Origin of the sequence: Liquorilactobacillus mali (assembly GCF_001437155.1) — a bacterium.
Taxonomy (GTDB): domain Bacteria; phylum Bacillota; class Bacilli; order Lactobacillales; family Lactobacillaceae; genus Liquorilactobacillus; species Liquorilactobacillus mali_A.
This window is the reverse complement of the sequence record NZ_JQAR01000012.1, coordinates 1-18,832: the sequence shown is the minus strand read 5'-3', so window position 1 is coordinate 18,832 and position 18,832 is coordinate 1. Positions and strand designations below refer to the sequence as shown.

General features: G+C 35.8%; 17 protein-coding genes and 1 tRNA gene. 15 read left to right on the top strand and 3 right to left on the bottom strand.

What is annotated here, in order from left to right; all coding sequences use genetic code 11:
* Positions 1–350: 350 nt before the first annotated feature.
* Positions 351–734 carry a YbgA family protein gene (locus IV36_RS06475; RefSeq protein WP_056991393.1) on the top strand — a complete coding sequence of 128 codons (384 nt, stop codon included), beginning with the start codon at positions 351–353 and terminating at the stop codon, positions 732–734.
* The gene (locus tag IV36_RS06470) at positions 734–1,120 is read left to right on the top strand and encodes a TIGR02328 family protein (protein ID WP_056991392.1); all 387 of its coding nucleotides are present in this window, start codon (positions 734–736) and stop codon (positions 1,118–1,120) included. Before IV36_RS06475 ends, IV36_RS06470 begins: the two co-directional genes overlap by 1 nt.
* Positions 1,121–1,464: 344 nt before the next feature.
* On the opposite strand, the gene IV36_RS06465 is transcribed toward IV36_RS06470, so the two are convergent.
* Complete coding sequence (locus IV36_RS06465) at positions 1,465–2,262, bottom strand: IclR family transcriptional regulator (RefSeq protein ID WP_056991391.1); 798 nt, start codon at positions 2,260–2,262, stop codon at positions 1,465–1,467.
* A gap of 95 nt (positions 2,263–2,357) precedes the next feature.
* Between IV36_RS06465 and IV36_RS06460 the strand changes: the two genes are divergently transcribed.
* From IV36_RS06460 to IV36_RS06415, 10 genes are all read left to right on the top strand, one after another.
* Positions 2,358–3,299, top strand: coding sequence for a DUF1177 domain-containing protein (locus IV36_RS06460; RefSeq protein WP_056991390.1), 942 nt, complete (start codon positions 2,358–2,360; stop codon positions 3,297–3,299).
* Positions 3,300–3,325: 26 nt separating this feature from the next.
* Entirely contained in the window at positions 3,326–4,270 is a 945-nt protein-coding gene (locus IV36_RS06455; RefSeq protein ID WP_056991389.1) for an aminopeptidase, read from the top strand.
* A 16-nt stretch (positions 4,271–4,286) separates the two neighbouring features.
* Complete coding sequence (locus IV36_RS06450; protein ID WP_056991388.1) at positions 4,287–4,952, top strand: aspartate/glutamate racemase family protein; 666 nt, start codon at positions 4,287–4,289, stop codon at positions 4,950–4,952.
* Entirely contained in the window at positions 4,949–6,526 is a 1,578-nt protein-coding gene (locus tag IV36_RS06445; protein ID WP_056991387.1) for an OPT/YSL family transporter, read from the top strand. Before IV36_RS06450 ends, IV36_RS06445 begins: the two co-directional genes overlap by 4 nt.
* A gap of 14 nt (positions 6,527–6,540) precedes the next feature.
* Positions 6,541–7,221 carry an AroM family protein gene (locus IV36_RS06440; protein WP_056991386.1) on the top strand — a complete coding sequence of 227 codons (681 nt, stop codon included), beginning with the start codon at positions 6,541–6,543 and terminating at the stop codon, positions 7,219–7,221.
* Positions 7,222–7,527: 306 nt separating this feature from the next.
* Complete coding sequence (locus IV36_RS06435) at positions 7,528–8,541, top strand: sugar transferase (protein ID WP_056991385.1); 1,014 nt, start codon at positions 7,528–7,530, stop codon at positions 8,539–8,541.
* An 11-nt stretch (positions 8,542–8,552) separates the two neighbouring features.
* A complete protein-coding gene (locus IV36_RS06430) occupies positions 8,553–9,326 on the top strand; it encodes a glycosyltransferase family 32 protein (protein ID WP_056991384.1) in 774 nt (257 codons plus the stop codon).
* A gap of 20 nt (positions 9,327–9,346) precedes the next feature.
* A complete protein-coding gene (locus tag IV36_RS06425; protein ID WP_056991383.1) occupies positions 9,347–10,327 on the top strand; it encodes a glycosyltransferase family 2 protein in 981 nt (326 codons plus the stop codon).
* Positions 10,328–10,385: 58 nt separating this feature from the next.
* Positions 10,386–11,348, top strand: coding sequence for a linear amide C-N hydrolase (locus tag IV36_RS06420; protein ID WP_056991382.1), 963 nt, complete (start codon positions 10,386–10,388; stop codon positions 11,346–11,348).
* 156 nt (positions 11,349–11,504) lie between these two features.
* A complete protein-coding gene (locus IV36_RS06415) occupies positions 11,505–12,899 on the top strand; it encodes an aspartate ammonia-lyase (protein ID WP_056991381.1) in 1,395 nt (464 codons plus the stop codon).
* A 200-nt stretch (positions 12,900–13,099) separates the two neighbouring features.
* Here IV36_RS06415 and msrB read toward each other — a convergent pair whose 3' ends face one another.
* A complete protein-coding gene (gene msrB / locus IV36_RS06410) occupies positions 13,100–13,534 on the bottom strand; it encodes a peptide-methionine (R)-S-oxide reductase MsrB (RefSeq protein WP_056991380.1) in 435 nt (144 codons plus the stop codon).
* An 86-nt stretch (positions 13,535–13,620) separates the two neighbouring features.
* A tRNA-Ala gene (locus tag IV36_RS06405) sits at positions 13,621–13,693 on the bottom strand.
* Positions 13,694–13,798: 105 nt separating this feature from the next.
* Between IV36_RS06405 and IV36_RS06400 the strand changes: the two genes are divergently transcribed.
* The 3 genes from IV36_RS06400 (at position 13,799) to IV36_RS06390 (ending at position 18,755) form a co-directional block, all read left to right on the top strand.
* Positions 13,799–15,874, top strand: coding sequence for a cation:proton antiporter domain-containing protein (locus IV36_RS06400; protein WP_056991379.1), 2,076 nt, complete (start codon positions 13,799–13,801; stop codon positions 15,872–15,874).
* A gap of 182 nt (positions 15,875–16,056) precedes the next feature.
* On the top strand, positions 16,057–17,424 hold the full coding sequence (guaD, locus tag IV36_RS06395) for a guanine deaminase (RefSeq protein WP_056991378.1): 1,368 nt from the start codon (positions 16,057–16,059) through the stop codon (positions 17,422–17,424).
* A gap of 5 nt (positions 17,425–17,429) precedes the next feature.
* Positions 17,430–18,755 carry a uracil-xanthine permease family protein gene (locus IV36_RS06390; RefSeq protein WP_056991377.1) on the top strand — a complete coding sequence of 442 codons (1,326 nt, stop codon included), beginning with the start codon at positions 17,430–17,432 and terminating at the stop codon, positions 18,753–18,755.
* Positions 18,756–18,832: the final 77 nt, after the last annotated feature.

Genomic DNA, 18,832 nt, shown 5'->3' with positions numbered 1-18,832 from the left:
AGTGAAGTGTGACAGTTGGTGGAGTTAGATAGAACTCTGAACACTGAAAAAATCACGAAACTGACAAATTGAGTAAGGGCTGGGTCAAAAGTTAATTTTTGACTTAGCTCCTTTTTTGTTGCGGATAAACGTGTTCCATAAGTCAAAATTCTCCGCCTAATCTCGAATTGCTCATAGTAAAGTACGCGCTATATTTGCAATTTCTCATTAGTAGTCAGATTTTTACAGACTTATGTCACACTTCAAGTCTTTTTATTGGATCCTCAGTTATCTAAGTTTGATTTTTTGCAGTATGGATAATTAGAATGTATGCTTAGAAAAGAAATAAAAAGAAGCATAAGGAGTACATAATGGAGAAGTGGCAAGAACCTTGGGCACAAAATAAATATTGGGTGATGTCGCGATCGCAGCAATTTTACAATGAAATTAGGACTTTAGCGAAGGGAAATCATTGGGATGAAGAAAGTCAGAAAAGATATCAGCAAATTTTGAGGGAAACTGAGTCTATATCCCCAACAATCAAGACACTAACAACTGCATACCAACATGTTTGGGGTTATTTTAAGAACAAAGCAACAATTGAAGAAAAAAAGAAATATCAGTCATTGTTGATTAAACTTAGAGAAAAAGATGATGAACTAGGTCAATATTTGGTCGCACTGACAGATAAATATGAAGTTAAATATCTTATGGAGTCAACATTGATAAAAAAATTAAGAAGGGCGAATAATTAATGAGACTATGGCACGAAGATCTTATTAAAAAATTACCAAGGCAACAACTTTTGGGGCAGCATAGAGAAATTGCAGCACTTAGAGGAAATGGCTGGGGGAGGAAACATGCAACTGTAGATTATGTTTTTTCGTACTCACCATATAAGTTGTACCAATTTCATATTTTGGTAATGGATGAAATGAAAAGAAGAGGGTATCAACCGGATGTAGCCTGGTATGACAAAGATTATCGTGGCAAATCTTGCTCACCTTATGAGAATTTGGGCATGGTTAAAAAGACACGACCAATTTATCCAGAACATGATGAACAATATATGAAAGAATGTATTGATAATTTGGCTAATAAAGGAATATTTATAAATTATAAAAAATCACCGAATAGTTAAATTAAAAGGAGTTCAATATAAAACGGTAAATTCTGAATGTTAATGAGAAATTACGAATGTGTAGGTATTTTACTATGATTTTTAGGAACTAGACGAGGAATTTGAATTATGTAACATGTTTATAGAGAAAAAATAAGGAGCTAGTGCAAAATTAGAATTTGCACTGGCTCCATTTTTTTAACAATTTTGTTTTTAAAAGTAAAAGTAATAAAAAAAGTTAGATTAAAAGAAATACACTTAAAATTAAAAAAAAATTAGAAAATAAGTTGATTTACTAATTTTTGTTTGCTACTATCTTAATTATAAATTTCATTATATGAAACATTAATTCATATAATGAAATTTTATAGACTAGCTTTTCCTCGCTCTTTGAAAAATGTATATGAATTTAATTGGATGTTGTTTTTATCTAGAGTCACCGAAACTTGATTAGCAGTTGTTTTTACTAGCTGGCCTAGCACTGAGACTTGTTCTTTTTTAGTTCTAAAAATTGGTTTGGCAACTGTTAAAGCACCAACTATTTTTTTATTTGAAAATATTGGCGCAGATATGGAGACAACGTCAGGAGTTGTGATTTCATAACTTACTGACCAACCTGTTTTACGAACTTTTTCTAATTCTTTTTGTAGTTTTTCGGGTGTTAGTTTTTTCGGTTTTAATAGGTTGGTGAAAGGAGAAGAGAGAGTTTCATCAATTATTTTTTGGGGCAGAAAAGCAAGTATTGACCAATAAGATGCACCAGAGTACAGTGGAATTTTTTTGTTAAGCGAGACAGCAAAGCTTACTTTATTTTCAGGGATTACAGCATCAACATTTATAGCATAATTTGCTTCGCTCTTTATCAGATATACTGCTTCTCCTGTTTCTTTCATAAGTTCTTCAAGATAAGGATGAATCATTGTATACACATTGTATTTTTGAAATGCGAGATAGCTAAGAATAGTTAGAGCTGGTCCAATTTCGTATTGTTTTGAGTCCTTATCTTTTAACAAGTACTCATTTGCAACAAATGTCTCAAGAATACGATAGACGTTGATTACAGGAATTTCCAATTTTTGCGATATTTCCTTAGATGTCCAACGACTATGTTCTTGTGTGAAGAGATTTAATATTTCTAAAGCTTGATTAAGTGTTTTTAACAAAGTTCCACATCCCAAAACTAATTTTTTATAGTTTACTATTTATTAAAACTTTAATCAAAGAAAAAAATAGAGTATTCAAAAATGGAGTGATTTAAATGGTATTAAAACAAGTAATAGAAGTAAAAGAAATTATTGATGATGGTCGAGTAAGTGGAAAAGATATTGCAGCACTTTTTGAAAAATTTGAGTTTGTAAAAGTGAAGGTTACTGAAGTTAGTGGTGAAAAGGGCAAAACAGACTTTGTCAAGATAACAATTCCTGGTGCTAGTGGGAAAAGCAGTGGTGGCAATGCACCGACACTTGGAATAGTTGGACGATTAGGTGGAATTGGAGCCCGCCCAAGCAGAATCGGATTGGTATCGGATGGTGATGGTGCGATTGCGGCGATTGCAGCTGCCTACAAGATAGCATTGATGAAAACAAAAAAAGATGAGTTACCCGGTGATGTAATTGTGACGACACATATTTGTCCAAATGCACCAACTGCACCGCATTACCCAGTAGACTTTATGGACTCCCCGGTAACAATTATGGAGATGAACAAACATGAAGTCACGTCAGAGATGGAGGCAATTTTATCCATTGATACAACAAAAGGAAATGTAATTATTAACCATAAGGGAATATCACTTTCACCAACTGTTAAATCGGGATATGTTTTAAAAGTCAATTCAGATCTAGTTAGACTTATGGAAATGGCTACAGGTCAACTGGCACATACATTTCCCGTAAGTACACAAGATATTACACCATACGGGAATGATGTATATCATATTAATTCTATTCTCCAACCTTCAGTTGCGACTAAAGCTCCCGTTGTTGGTGTTGCCATTACAACGATAAGTGCAGTCCCCGGTTGCGGGACAGGTGCTAGTCATGAGGTAGATATTGCAGATGCCGTGCGTTTTGTTATTGAAGTTGCAAAGGAATTTACAGATGGCAAGATTGAGTTTTACGATGCAAAAGAATTCGATCATCTTGAGGAGTTATACGGTTCAATGAGCAGGCTGCAAACTCTTGGCAATAGAGTAGGCTAGTAGGTTAATCTAGGAGATGAAAAATTTTGAGCGAATCAATTATTGAGACTTCAAAAAAAATTTTGAAAAATAATCTTGGTGTAAAATCCACCGAAAATGTCTTAATTCTAAGTGATGAGGATAAGAGTGAATTGGGAAAAGCGCTATACAAAGCAGCAAAGTATCTAACTGATAACCCATTATATATTGAAATTCCAAATTCTAGTAGAGCTGGAGAAGAGCCTCCCTTAATTGCGGCAAAAGCAATGGAGTTATCTGATGTAGTTGTATGTATTACCAAAAACTCGGTAACACATACAAAGGCCAAGGAAAATGCAGTTTTAGCTGGAGCACGTGTGGCTACTATGCCAGGGATAACGTCTGAGATGTTTGCTAATGGTGCAATTACAGCAGATTATGATGAAGTTGAGAAACTGACGGATAATCTTATTGAAAAACTAAATGATACCAAAAATGTAAGAATCGTAAAAAATGGCCAACAATTTACTTTTTCAGTTGAAAACCGTGTTGGAATTCGAAGCGTTGGTGTCTATAAAAATTCTGGTGAATCTGGGAATTTACCTTCTGGTGAAGCATACATTGCACCAGTTGAAGGTTCTGCGAATGGAACTTTGATAGTTGATGGTTCATTTGTTGGAGTTGGGAAACTTAAAGAACCAATTAAACTCATCATTGAAAATGGACGTTTGCTAGATATTAAGGGGTATTGCAGTAAAACGATTCTTGATATTCTTGGGCCAAATTTGGGACGTAATGTCGCTGAATTTGGGATAGGAACAAATAGGGCGGCTAGACTTACAGGCAACATTTTAGAAGATGAGAAGGTTGCTGGTACAGTTCACGTGGCATTTGGTAGTAATAAGACATTTGGTGGAGAAACTGACGCGGGAGTTCATTTGGATGGGATTATTTTAGAACCGACATTCTATTTGGATGATGAGTTAATTATGAAGGAAGGAAAATTCATATAGAGAGGAATTTTAAAAAATGATTGGTTTGATACGAGTAGTTACCTTAGAAAGGCCTGAGGAAGTCAACCGACATGCTCAGGTTATCGAAAAGAAATATGGATTGAGTATTAAAAGTGCATGCATTCCGAATCAATATAACGGAATACATAATGATGAAACAGAAGTATTAGCAGTTCCCAAAATTCTTGAATTAGGGAAGCAATTCAAAGAACAAGGTTGTACAGACCTAATTGTTAGTTGTGCGGCTGATCCGGCTATTGAACAATTACGTGAAGAAACTGGATTATTTGTGATTGGTGCAGGAAGCAGTGCAGCGTTAATTGCACGTTCAACTGGTAAGAAAACAGGAGTTATAGGGATTACCTCGATCGTTCCTACCGTGATTGAAGAAAATTTGGATGAATTATTTGCGGGATACATTAAACCAAAAAATATTAATAATACTAATGATTTACTAACATCTGTCGGTCAAGAAAATTGTATAACAGCGGTTAAACAATTAATTGAACAAGGAGCTCAACAAATTTTATTCGCATGTACTGGCATGGGAACAATAAATTTAAAGAGTCTTTTGCAGGAGGTTATTGATGTACCAGTTATTGATGCTGTTGATGCTGAAGGTTCAATGGTTAATTTTTATTTAAATGGCAATGGATCCCAATTCAGGAGGAATAGATTATGAATAATGAAGAAAAACATCCAAAAGTATTTGAACTTGCAACGATGATTTTGATTATTTTAACTAGTGTACTTGGTGCAATAATTGGTATTCAAATTATTGTTACACTAGGAGTTACTCCTAATACAGCTATTATTGGTGCCTTGATTGCAATGTTGATATCAAGAATACCAATGAAATTTTTCAAAAAATATCAATCTATTCACCGCCAGAACTTAATTCAAACTGCAATCTCGTCAGCAACTTTTGGAGCAGCTAATAGTTTGCTAATTCCAATTGGTATTCCATTTGTCTTAGGGAAAACTGATTTGATTTTTCCTGCTTTAATCGGAGCAGCTTTAGCAATGTTCGTTGATTCATTCATGCTTTATCGCTTGTTTGATTCTAAGCTATTTCCAGCAAAAGAAGTGTGGGCTCCAGGTGTTGCTACAGCTGAATCTATTCTTGCAGGTCAAAAAGGTGGTAAACGCGCAGGATTACTGGGTGTGGGTGCAGTAATCGGACTTATTGGTTCAATGTTATCGATTCCAATGTCAGCCTTTGGTGTTGCTTTTATCGGTAATGAATTTGCATTAGGAATGTTTGGCTTAGGACTTTTAATTACACAATATGCAATGCCAGTGCTTAATTTGAATTTGAGCTCAATGTATGTTCCGCATGGGATAATGATTGGTGCTGGGATTGTTGCGTTAATTCAAGCAGGAGTCTTGATTTTCGGAAATAAAGGCAAAATTGATGTTGAATCCGAAGAAGAAATGACAAGATCATCGGCTTCTGCTAAAAAAACTTTAGGCTTAGGATACTTACTTTACTTTTTAATTTCATTGTTAGTGGCAATCATGGGAGGATTGTACTCCCATATGTCAATTGGAATGTTTATGCTTTTCTTATTTTATGCTGCTTTTGCTGCTATTGTGCATGAGATTATTGTTGGAATTGCTGCAATGCATTCAGGCTGGTTTCCTGCCTTTGCAGTTGCCTTGATCACTTTGTTAATAGGAATTTTGCTTGGCTTTCCGCATGAAGCATTAGCTATCATGGTAGCATTCAGTACGGCAACTGGTCCAGCTTTTGCTGATATGGGATTTGATTTCAAGACGGGCTATATTATTCGTGGTAATGGTAAAGATAAGCAAATTGAAAAAGAAGGGCGTAAACATCAGTATCATGCTGGATTGATTGCCTTTGGGATTGCTCTTTTAATTATTGCCACAACATATCATTTTTTATTCTCACAGAATTTATTTCCACCAGTGGATGCAGTTTATGTTTCAACAATCAAGGCGGGAGCTTCTGTTAAAATTGCTGAAGAAATGGCAATCTGGGCAATTCCTGGGGCGATTATTCAACTAATTGGTGGCCCAAGCAAACAATTAGGAGTGATGTTAGCAACTGGATTACTGATCTCAACCCTAAATGCATGTTGGGCAGTTCTAATTGGACTGCTGATTAGGATCGTTGTTGTGAAAATTTGGGGTAAAAAAATGGAAGCACCAATGGGAATACTTGCATCTGGTTTCATCGCAGCTGATGCACTCTACTCATTTGGAACTTCAATGTTTAAGACTATTAAATAAAGGAGTGGACCTTAATGAAAAAAGTTTATATGCTTACAATTGGTCAATCTCCAAGAAGTGACGTGGCACCAATGGTTGAGAAAATCCTTGGGCCAGAGTTTGATTTAGTTCAGGCAGGGGCACTGGATGAATTAACATATGAGGAAGTTCAAGAACAGCTTGCTCCTAAAGAGGGGGTAGGAAACGAATATACTTTGGTATCACGCATGCGGGATGGAAGAGCGGTACAAATGGATCGTAGTAAAGTGGAACCATTAATTCAAAAGAAAATTAATGAGGCTGAAAATAAAGGATATTCTTTAATTTGGCTTTTATGTACTGGAGAATTCAATAACCTCAAAACAACTAACAGTGTATTTTTGGAACCCGACAAAATCATCCCACAAGTTGTGAAATTAGTTATTGCTGACAGAAAATTAGGAGTTGTCGTTCCCCTACCTGAACAGATCAAGGAAATGGACGGCAAATTCCATAAAGCTGGGCTAAATCCCGTTTACATTGATGCGTCACCTTATACGGGAACAAAAGAACACTTTGCCGCAGTTGGACAAGCACTAAAAAGCAAAGTTGACTATATCTTGATGGATTGTATGGGTTATAACGAAAAATGGCAAAGAATTGTTGCTGAAAATTCTGGCAAACCAACAATACTGTCGAATGTATTGATGGCGAAGCTAACTTCAGAGTTTGTTTAATTTGAGATCATGGAGTGCAATATAAGGAAATTCTGAATGTTAATGCGAAATTACGAATGTAGTAAGTACTTTGCTATAATTTTTAAAAGCTGTACGAAGAATTTGAATTATGGAACATGTTTATAGAGAACAAATAAGAGCTAGGTCAAAATTAATTTTGATCTAGCTTTTTTATACTTATTTGTAAATCTAAGTTGATATTCTACCCTTGTGGTTTATATCGCACTCTCATTTTTTTGAACAATCGGGTATAATAAACTGTAGGAAATCTTCATTATATTATGTAGAGGAAATGGTCAGGTAATTATGAGTAATTTTGTGATTTCAATGTACGATAAAACACAATATGAGGCAGGCCCAAAGGCAAAAATGGATGTTGTTAAATTTTTGAAAAGGTCAGATTTTAAAAGTATCATCTTTTATTTTAATGGTGCCCGTAAAGCAAAACTAATGAGTATTAAGCAGGTTATGTGGGATATTCCGCGGGAAATAAAGAGGCAGGAAATGAATAACGTCCTGTTCCAATATCCTGCATTTAACGAACGAATAAATAACAAAATTGTTGAAGAAGTAAAAAAGAAAAATGGGACAAAAATATTTTTACTGCTTCATGACGTTGAGTCGTTAAGATTACATCGCAATGAACCTGAATATATTTCTGAAGAAATAGCTTTTTTTAATAAGTGTGACGGGATAATTGCTCATAACGAAGAAATGGTCAGGTGGCTCAAAAGAGAAGGTATGATTAAGCCAATTGTATCCTTGGAAATCTTTGACTATGACAATCCGCAGCAGATGGTAGGTCATGATAAATATGACAGAACTGTTTGTTTTGCTGGGAATCTTGGTAAATCAGAATTTTTAAAGAAAATGGAGTGTAAGACTCCAGTATACTTGTATGGCCCGAATCAAGCTGATGAGTACCCTGAAAATATCAACTATCAGGGTTCATATTCACCAGAAGAACTTCCAAAATATCTCAAACAAAGTTTTGGTTTAATTTGGGATGGTGATAGTTTAGCAAAGTGTAATGGAATTTTCGGTGAATATCTAAAATATAATAACCCCCACAAGGCATCCCTTTATTTGAGCTCTGGATTGCCTGTAATTGTTTGGAAAAAGGCCGCACTAGCAAGTTTTGTAGAGCAAAATGATTTGGGAATTACTATTGAAAGCTTGTCTGAACTTGATAGTGTTCTTACCGATATTACCGAAGAAAAATATCGTGAGTTATGCAAAAATGTCAGAATTATTGGACAAAGAATCCGAGATGGACGTTATATTACAGAGGCTATGCAAAAATTATTAGAAATTAACTAAAGGAGAGCCAAATGATACCTACGAAGATTCACTATTGTTGGTTTGGTGGCAAAGAATTACCAGAAGAATACAAGAAGTATATTGCAAAGTGGCGTGAGTTATGTCCAGAATACGAGATAATTCAATGGGACGAATCTAACTACGATGTTAAGAAAAATAAATACATGAAACAAGCTTATGATCGTAAGAAATGGAGCTTTGTCTCTGATTATGCAGGCTTTGATATTGTTTATCAAAATGGCGGGATTTATCTGGATACTGATGTTGAATTAAAAAAATCACTGGATGATTTATTGAAGACGAAAGCCTTTATGGGAATGGAAGAGAATGAAGGTGGAGTTTCTGTTAATCCTGGTCTGGGATTTGGGGCAGAACCGAAAAATCAGGTTATTAAGGACTTGCGAGATATCTACGATACAGTTGACTTCATAAAAAAAGATGGTGAGATGAATATTGTAGCCATTCCAGTCTATACTACAAATTATTTTGCCAAAAAAGGACTACTTAAAAAGAATGCGTATCAAAATATTGCAGGTGTTGATATTTACCCGACAGAATATTTTGCACCAATGGATTTTTTAACAGGAGAATCAAACGAAACGAAGAATACTATCAGCATCCATCATTATAGTGCGCTTTGGCAAGACGAACGTAGTCAGAAACATACGAAAATCATTAGGAGTATTAATAGGCGATTTGGGAAAAAAATAGGCATGAAAATTAACTGGTTCTTCCGTGTTTCATGGGGACTTGCCCGTAGAATTCGTAGAATGTTTAATCGTTGATTTCAAGAGGAGAATAATTAATGACCGAAGAAAATTATACGAAGACTAAAAAAATAAGTGTAATTGTGCCAGTTTACAATGTTGCAAACTATTTGAAGAGATGTGTGGATAGTCTACTTGTACAGACGATGAATAAAAATGATTTTGAAATTATCCTTGTTGATGACGGAAGCACAGATGGATCCGGAAATTTGTGTGATGAATACCAAGCAAACTTTGAGCAGATACGAACTTTGCACAAGCAAAATGGCGGTTTATCTGATGCTCGCAACTATGCTTTACAATATGCGCTCGGAGATTATTTATTGTTTATAGATTCAGATGATTTTGTCGAATCCGAGATGCTGGAGCGAATGTACGCTCAAAGTGATGATGGTTCAAAAAAAATCGTTGAGTGCAATTTCTTCTGGGACTTTGAGGATAAGACAAGACTGGATGTGCGTCAAGGTTATGATTCATTAGCCGATTATCTAGTAAACGGCAGGGTCGTAGCCTGGAATAAATTGTATTTACGGGAATGGATTGAAAGAACAAAGGTAACATTTCCAGTGGGCAAACTGTATGAAGATCAAAACTTTTTCTTCAAGGTAGTTGTATGGCTAAATGATATTTCCGAAGTTGCAATTGATACAAAGTGTGAAGTTCATTATGTACAGCGCAGCAATTCAATTTCTTATAGCGAGACTGGACGTATTGCTGAAATCATATGGATATACGATGATATTCTGAATTACTATAAAGAGAAGCAATTATTTAAAGAATACAATGATGAACTGGAATATCGTTTTTACCGAAATCTTTTTGGAAATGTATTGTTGCGCAAGGTAATTAAGCTAAAGGACAAGAAAATTAGAACTGACTTATTGGACCTGATTTGGCAGAAAACACAGGAATGGTTTCCAAACCGAAAAGACAATAAATATTTAAAAAAACTGAGTGCCAAAAATCTTTATCTTAGAACCATGAACCATGCATTTTATCGCTTGTTTTATCTTATATAAAGATGATTAGCCGATTTTGAAAAGGTTATGATAGCAGGAGTCAAAGGGAGGAAACGTAATGTGTACAAGTATCTTACAAATTGCGAATGATGGGACACATGTTTTTTCTAGAACAATGGATTGGAATTCGCTGCAAGCGGGTCCCGTCTTTGTACCACGTGAATATCGCTGGCGGACTGATTATAATGATCGTTCATTTCAAAATAAGTATGGGATACTTGGAACTGGTAGGAAAAAGCAATTTGAGTTCGATATTTCAGATGGCATTAATGAGTGCGGCCTAAGTGTGCAAAAACTGACTTTCAGTCATGGAGCAAAGCTTAATCAGAAGCTAGACACGGGCAACGTGGGATTGGCTCCCTTTGAGTTGCCTTTTTATTTATTAGGAAAATACAAGTCGATTAAGGAAATTATTACTGATATTGCGAATATTCAGTTGATGTCTGGTGAGAATGCAGTTCGTACCTATGAAAATCCACATCTTCATTATGCAATAACGGATAGAAGCGGTCAGCTTTTAATTTTAGAAACGGATCAAAACCCAATGAAGATGATAGTGAATAACTATGGAGTAGTAACCAATGCAGCAGATTTTGAGAAACAAGCTGCTAAGTTAGTTGATTATCTTAATATTCGCAGTGATTTGACAGCTCAAAGACAAGTGCCGCAGCGAATCAGTAACGGGAGCTTTGCTGGAAAGAAAGTACCATCGAGTTCATATACACCAACGGGTAGATTTTTACGGGCAGTTTACTATCGAGAAAGGACGGATATCCCTGAAAATGAGGCTGAAAACTTTGTAAGTAGCTGGCATATTTTGAATAGTGTTGTAGTGCCCAAAAGTAAGAAATATCAAGCTAATTACACAGTGTATCGGACAGCTTTTTGTCTAGAAACACGTAGATATTTCTTTGAATCATATAATAGTTTGCTGCCAATTGAGATTTCTTTGTCTGATGAAATGTTACTGAGAAAAGAAGCAAAAATTTATGAAGTAAATGACAGCCTTGCTCTTAAATAATGGTATACTTTTATTTCTTAAATATCAGAGCATGGATTCAATGCTTATCAAAGGATTTTGGAGTGAGGTTGGAAGATAAAATATTGAATGTTTTCGTAATTGGTATATCATAATTTACATATTATAAAATATGATAATCATAAATGGAGGCATATCATGCGTGTTGAAAGAGACTGTGTTGGTGAATTAGAAATAGAAGAAGATGCTTTATTTGGAATCAATGCTGCAAGAGCAGTACGCAACTTTCCAATTTCAAATGAACCGGTGAACCCGTTACTTATCATAAGTCTGATTGAGGTAAAAAAGGCGGCAGCAATGGCGAACCATATTTCAGGTGCATTGGATGGAACAAAGGCAAAAGCTATTATTGCTGCATGTGATACGCTGCTTGAGGAAGACTATAGACAAAATGCTTTTATAGTTCCTGCTTTTCAAGGTGGAGCTGGAACATCGGTCAATATGAATGTCAATGAAGTAATTGCTAATTTGGCAAATAAGCAGAGTAATTCACAAAAAATACATCCCAATGATGATGTTAACTTAGCACAGTCCACTAATGATACTTTTCCAACTGCCGGTAAAGTTGCACTTTTGAAGTTGCTTCCAAAAGTACAGTCTAAAGTACTTGATTTGATTGAAGCATTAGATAAAAAGGCAACTGAGTTTAATGATGTTGTCAAATTAGGCAGAACTCAGTTACAAGATGCTGTGCCGACAACTTTTGGAAATTCTTTTAGGGCATATGCTTCATTGTTTAAACGAGATTACAAACGTTTAGAGCATGTAAAGGATGATCTCAGTTTTGTCAACCTTGGTGGGACAGCCATTGGAACTGGCTTGAACGCTGATGATATTTATCAAAAGAATATTGTAGGGAAGCTTAGTTCAATTACAAGAATACCTTTGAAACCAGCGGATAACTTAATAGATGCAACTCAGAATTGTGATGTTTTCGTTGAATTTTCAGGAGTGCTGAAGACACTGGCCGTTAATTTGTCAAAATTCAGCAATGATTTGAGACTATTATCAAGCGGCCCACAAGCTGGTTTGGCAGAATTGAGATTACCGGCAAGACAGGCAGGTTCATCAATCATGCCGGGCAAAATAAATCCAGTTATTCCTGAGGTCGTAAACCAGGTGGCTTTCCAAGTCGTTGGCAATGACGCGGCGATCACAATGGCAGCTGAAGGCGGACAACTTGAGTTAAATGCATTTGAACCGTTGATCTTTAGGAATTTATTACAAAATGAGAGTTATTTGGAAAATACAATTACAACCTTGATTGAGAACTGTGTTGCAGGAATTGAAGTAAATCAGGATGTTTGCAAGAATGAAGTTGAAAATTCAGTTATCTTAGCAACTGCACTGACACCCGTTCTAGGATACCAAGTGACGACAAAAATTGTAAAACGGGCGTTGAGAGAGCATTCCTCGATTAGAGAAATTATACTGTCTGAAAATCTTATGGAAGAGGCAGACTTTGATAACTTAATGGGCTCGTCAAATTTACTTCATCAAGCCAAGAGTAAGAATTATAGTTTTGTAAAGTAGTAAGATTTTATTGTAGAAGAAAGTAAGAGAGTGCGACATAAGTCGTAAAATTTGAGTATCAATGCGAAATTAAGAATATATAGAGTACTTTACCATGAGTATTTCGAAGCGGACGGACCTGTGGAATATAATTAGAATAAATAGAGTAGTTAGATTAAAAGTTGACTTTTAATCTAACTACTCTATTTTTTATATCAGGATTAATTTTCAAATAGACTTTTAAATTCACCATATCTGTTTTTTTCTAAATCAGCTACTGGAATGAAGCGTAAGGCAGCCGAATTAATACAATAACGCAGACCACCTTCACTAACAGGTCCATCTGTAAAAACATGTCCTAAATGAGATGCTGCATCCTTACTTCTAACTTCAGTGCGGTGCATTCCCAGAGACCAGTCACTTTTTTCAGAAATATGTGTTCTATCAATAGGTTTAGTAAATGATGGCCAACCACATCCAGCATCGTACTTATCTGTCGAGCTGAACAGTGGTTCGCCACTGACAACATCGACATAAATCCCATCTTGATAGAAGTCATCGTACTTCCCTGTGAATGGCCGTTCGGTTGCAGCATTTTGTGTAACTTCGAATTCTTCAGATGATAATCGTGCCCTCAAAGCTTCTTTGTCTTCCATAGTATAGATTCCTCATTTCTATTGTTACTCACAATAATAATACATACTAACAAAAACAAAGTAAAGTGAGTGAATTGAATAATCAATGGATCATGTCGGACTTGAACCGATGACCTCCTACTTGCGAAGCAGGCGCTCTCCCAACTGAGCTAATGACCCAGAAATAACGTAATTTATTATAGCATATGAAAGCCATTAAGATAAGTTAATTATGAATGATATGATACTATAATTCTGAGTAGTGAAAATGAGGCGGGAGAAAGTATGGAAATATTATTTGAAATTTTGGGAGTAATTATCACAGTTATCATCGCAAATTTTTTGGCACAGAGGTTTAAAACAATTCCACAAGCTATGTGGCAGATTATTTTGGGAGTCTTAATTGCTGTTATTCCTGGATTAGCAAAAATCGAAGTTAGTTTAGATCCAGAGTGGTTTATGGTTTTAATTATTGCACCATTGCTCTTTTATGAGGGTCAACAAACAAAAGCTAGGATTGTTTCAAAAAATTTGAAGAAAATAGTTCAGTTGGCAGTGATTCTAGCAATTATTACTATGTTCTTTTTGACCATAATACTCAAATTTGCATTTAATTGGCCAATTGCACTGGCACTTGCTCTTTCTGCTATTGCGACCCCTACGGATGCAACTGCTCTTGAATCTGTTAAGGAAGGTTTGGTAATGCCAACAAAGATAGAACAGTCCTTAAGTTTTGAGGCGATGTTTAACGATGCATCTGGATTAGTAGCACTTGAACTTGCTGGAATTTGGGCAGTCACAGGACATCTATCACCAGGTGAGAGTATTTCGAAGTTTCTCTTTGTTTCATTAGGAGGTGCTTTATTTGGAATTATCAGTACATTTGTAATAGTAAGGATCCGGCAAAATCTGCTGAGAAGTCAGTTGAATGATTTAACGGGGCACATCATGTTACAGATTTTGACTCCAATCATTATTTATATGTTAGCAGAAGAAATCCATGTTTCAGGTGTTATTGCGGTCGTCATTGCTGGAATTTTCCATCGGGAAGAGCAAGATCGAACTTTACTTCAGTCTTCACAGATGATTAATTTGATTAATCAATTTTGGAAAATTTTAACTGATTTATTAAACGGAATTGTTTTTGTAATACTTGGAACTTCAATCGTTCAAATTTTTGCACGTGAAGCTGATGTGTCGGAATGGATAAAGCTAATCAGTCTTGCAATTACAATATATGTTGTGATGGGAATAGTTAGATTCAGTTATGTTTATCTGAAGGACAAGAAAATTAAAGACGCATTTATCTTTGCAATTAGTGGTGTTCATGGAACAGTAACTCTAGCATTAGCTTTAACTATCCCATTAACGATGAACCTGTCACGCAATTCAGCTGTTGTGCAGGAAATTCTCGGAATCGCGGCATTTGTAATTTTACTGAGTTTGTTAACTCCATTGATAGTGTTACGATTCTTCCTAAAAAAGAAGGAAACATCGTATACTGATGAAGAATTGAGCAAAGCACATGCGGAATTGGTTAATTCTGCAACTAATTATATTGAACAGCTTGAGGTTGAAAAAAATATGAAACAAAAACTGTTGTTGAGCATACGCTCGCAATTAGGATATGAGGATTCACAAAGGCTTGATCGTCAAGAATGGCATGATGTGATGAAACAGTTAAATCTTAAGCGTGATGAAGCGGTGAGAAAAGCAATTGGTGAAAATACTTTGTCAGCGGATGCAGTTAACCTCTGGGATAAAATGATGCTAAAAAATGCTGATATTAATAATAAAGCAATTAGGCGTAGTCGAATATACAAAGAATTCATTAAGCATAATTGGAGATACTTTTTAAGAAAAATCTTTAAAAGAGATAATGTTAGTAGGGAGATAGAACGTACGCAAGGTAAGATTCGTAAGTACAAACGGGAATTGAGTAAAACGGTTACTGAAAATAAAAAAAATAAGATTATGGAGAAAATAAAGATTTACAACAAGCGCTTACTTATATTAGAAAAGTATTCTGATGTTGACTACCGTAATAGATGGATAGGTGCATACAATGAACTTGAAAGCTTTTTTGAACCAATTGATAAAGAGTTTATCCAAAGGTTTGAGAATGAAACGGATGATAAAACAATTGTTGTTGCATTGAAACAGAGCATTCTGGCAGAACAAAATAGGATGGAAAAGCGACTAAGTTCTGAAGTAGAAGAGACCAATGAGTTGAGTAAGATTTTACAATACGAATTAACACAAATAAATCTAATGATTCAAAACGATAAGATTAGTTCGGAACTAGGTAAAAGATTATATTATGAGGTAGCGGCAGCTCAAAATTTGTTATTAAATTCGTAATTTATTACAAATATATGTGTAAATACTCGTAATACAAATTTTCCACTCATAAAAAGCAAATAAAACTGTAAATTTAGCGGCTTATAAAAAGCGAACTATCTATTATTTAGTTAACAAAATAGTTTGACTTTCAGCTGACAAATGACTATCATAAAAGTTATCCCATTTATGGAGGTAGTATTTTGCGAAGTAAACAGGTTTTCAAGGGTAATTTTTTTCATGCACCTACATATGGTAAAGCCGAATATTTAGAGAAGGCACTAATTACTGTTAATAAGCAGGGCATTATTGAGAGCGTGCTGTCACAGAGTAGTTCTGATTACCAAGAAGTATTAACAGAAGCAGAGGCTAGCAATCTGCTGGTTGATTTTGGAGATAAGTTTGTTTTACCAGGCTTTATAGACCTGCACATCCACGCACCACAGTGGCCGCAAGCAGGAGTTGCATTGGATGAACCTCTCAATGTTTGGCTTGATGAATGCACTTTTCCGCTTGAAGCAAGATACAGCGATCTTGAATTTGCTAAGAAGGTATATTCTGATTTGGTACGCCAATTGCTTAATCGCGGGACAACAACGGCCGTTTATTTTGCAACGCAACATCTTGAATCAAGTATAGAGTTAGCAAAAATATCTGCTCAATTAGGTCAAAGAGCTTTTGTTGGCAAAGTTGCGATGGATAATCCAGAACAGACGCATGATTACTATCGTGATGAGAGCAGCGAACAGGCAATTGCTGATACAGAATCGTTTATTGTGAGAGTTAGAGAACTCGCAAAAAACGTTACTCAAGGTGTCTATCCGGTTGTAACGCCAAGATTTGTGCCAAGTTGTACGGATGAGACTCTTAGAGGATTGGGGATACTTGCACAAAAATACGATGCTTATGTACAAACTCATTGTAGTGAGGGTCAATGGGAACATGGCTACGTTTTAGATAGATATGGTAAGCGAGATGCAGATGTTCTTGCTGATTTTGGTTTGGTGAATGATAAGTCTATCATGGATCATTGCAATTTTGTCAATGATCATGATGGTGAGCTTTTTGCTAAGCATGGCGCAGCGATCGCTCATTGTCCAATTTCAAATGCTTATTTTGCAAATGGAGTATTACCGGTCAATCGTTTGAAAAAACAAGGTGTGAAAGTTGGTCTTGGGACAGATATTTCAGGAGGATTTTCTCCAAGTCTGTATGATAATATTAAACAAACTGTTATTTCAAGTAGAATGTTGACTGATGGTGTTGATGTAACTATCGAACAGGAAAAAAGAGGCGTTTCAGACTCGCGAGTTTCTGTGTTGGAAGCTTTCTACCTTGCAACTCGTGGAGGCGGTGAGGCATTAAGTTTACCAGTCGGTCTCTTCAAAGAGGGGCAAATCTTTGACGCTCAAGTTCTTGATTCCAATCAACCTGCTAATAACTTGCCAGGTTTCGACATATACACAGAACCACTCAGCCGATTGGCTAAGTTATTGTACTTGAGTACCCCTGCAAATATTACGGAAGTATGGGTCCAAGGTAATAAAGTAAAAAATCCTAAGGAGATTTAGAAAAAATGGAAAAAACAAGTGAAATCAGATCCTCTAATCTTTCAATTGGAGTGGATGAAAAAATTTCATGGCAACAATCATTAATTTTAGGTTTACAGCATGTTTTAGCAATGGATGTTTATGTTCCACCTGTTATTATTGCGTCGGCCGTAGCAATGTCAGCAACAAATTCAGCTGCACTTATTCAATCAACATTCTTGGGTGCTGGGATTGCATCATTAATTCAGGTATTGTTTTTTCTACGGTTACCAGTGTGTCAGGGGCCATCATTTGTTCCAATTGGTGCTTTAGTGGGCATCATCATAAGTGATGGTGGAAAATTAGATACGGCGATGGGTGCAACATTAATTGGTGCAATTGCTGTTACTTTATTAGGGCTTACAGGCATATACAAGTATATTGTAAAGCACTTTATTCCATCAATTGTCAGTGGAACAATTATTATGATTGTTGGTTTAACATTATTGCCAACAGCTTTTACAAGTAATATTTATATCTCAACAAAAACATTATCAATGAATCAAAATGTCTTCTTAGCATTTATTACAGCCGCAATTATGATCATATTTTCTATGCTGGGAGTGTATTTTTCCAAATTTGGTAGAATTTTTAGAATCAGCTCGGTAATTATAGCTTTGGCCTGTGGTTCTTTTGCAGCATCTCTGATGGGTGGATTAGATCTTTCAACTGTTGCAAGTGCACCATTTTTCAGCTTACCACATATTGCATTCATTAATTATGGATTGTCATTCAATTGGTCAGCAATCTTGACAATGCTTGTTATTTATATGGTGTTACTGGCTGAAACAACAGGTACATGGTTTGCCGTTAGTGCGGTTATCGAAGAACCATTGAAGGATGAGCAAGTTAATCGTGGTGTGATTGGTGAAGGAATTGGATGCTTTATATCTTCATTAGTAGGTGCAACACCATTAACAGGATACTCCACTAACGCTGGGATCATTTCGATTACAGGCGTTGCGAGCCGCAGAATCTTTGTTGGCGCATCAATCTTCTTTATTGCTTTATCATTCTTAGGAAAATTATCGGCCTTGATCAATGCAATACCTTCAGCTGTTATTGGCGGGGTGTTCGCAGTTGTCTGTATGGTAATTATGCTGAGCGGTTTTAGAGTTATTAAAAATGAAGAATTTTCTGAACGTGAATTATATATTATCGGTGTTCCGCTGATATTTGCAATTGGCTTATTGTTCATGCCATCTTCATTATCAAAACATGCACCACAATTATTGCAATACTTATTGGATTCACCAATTGCGATTAGTGCGATCGTCGCAATTATAATGAATAAATTGATTCCTGCAAAATAAAAATGCTTTTTTGCAGAAACAAGAGGCTGTGACATAACTAGCCTCTGTATAAGCAAATAGGACGAGAAACCGAATTT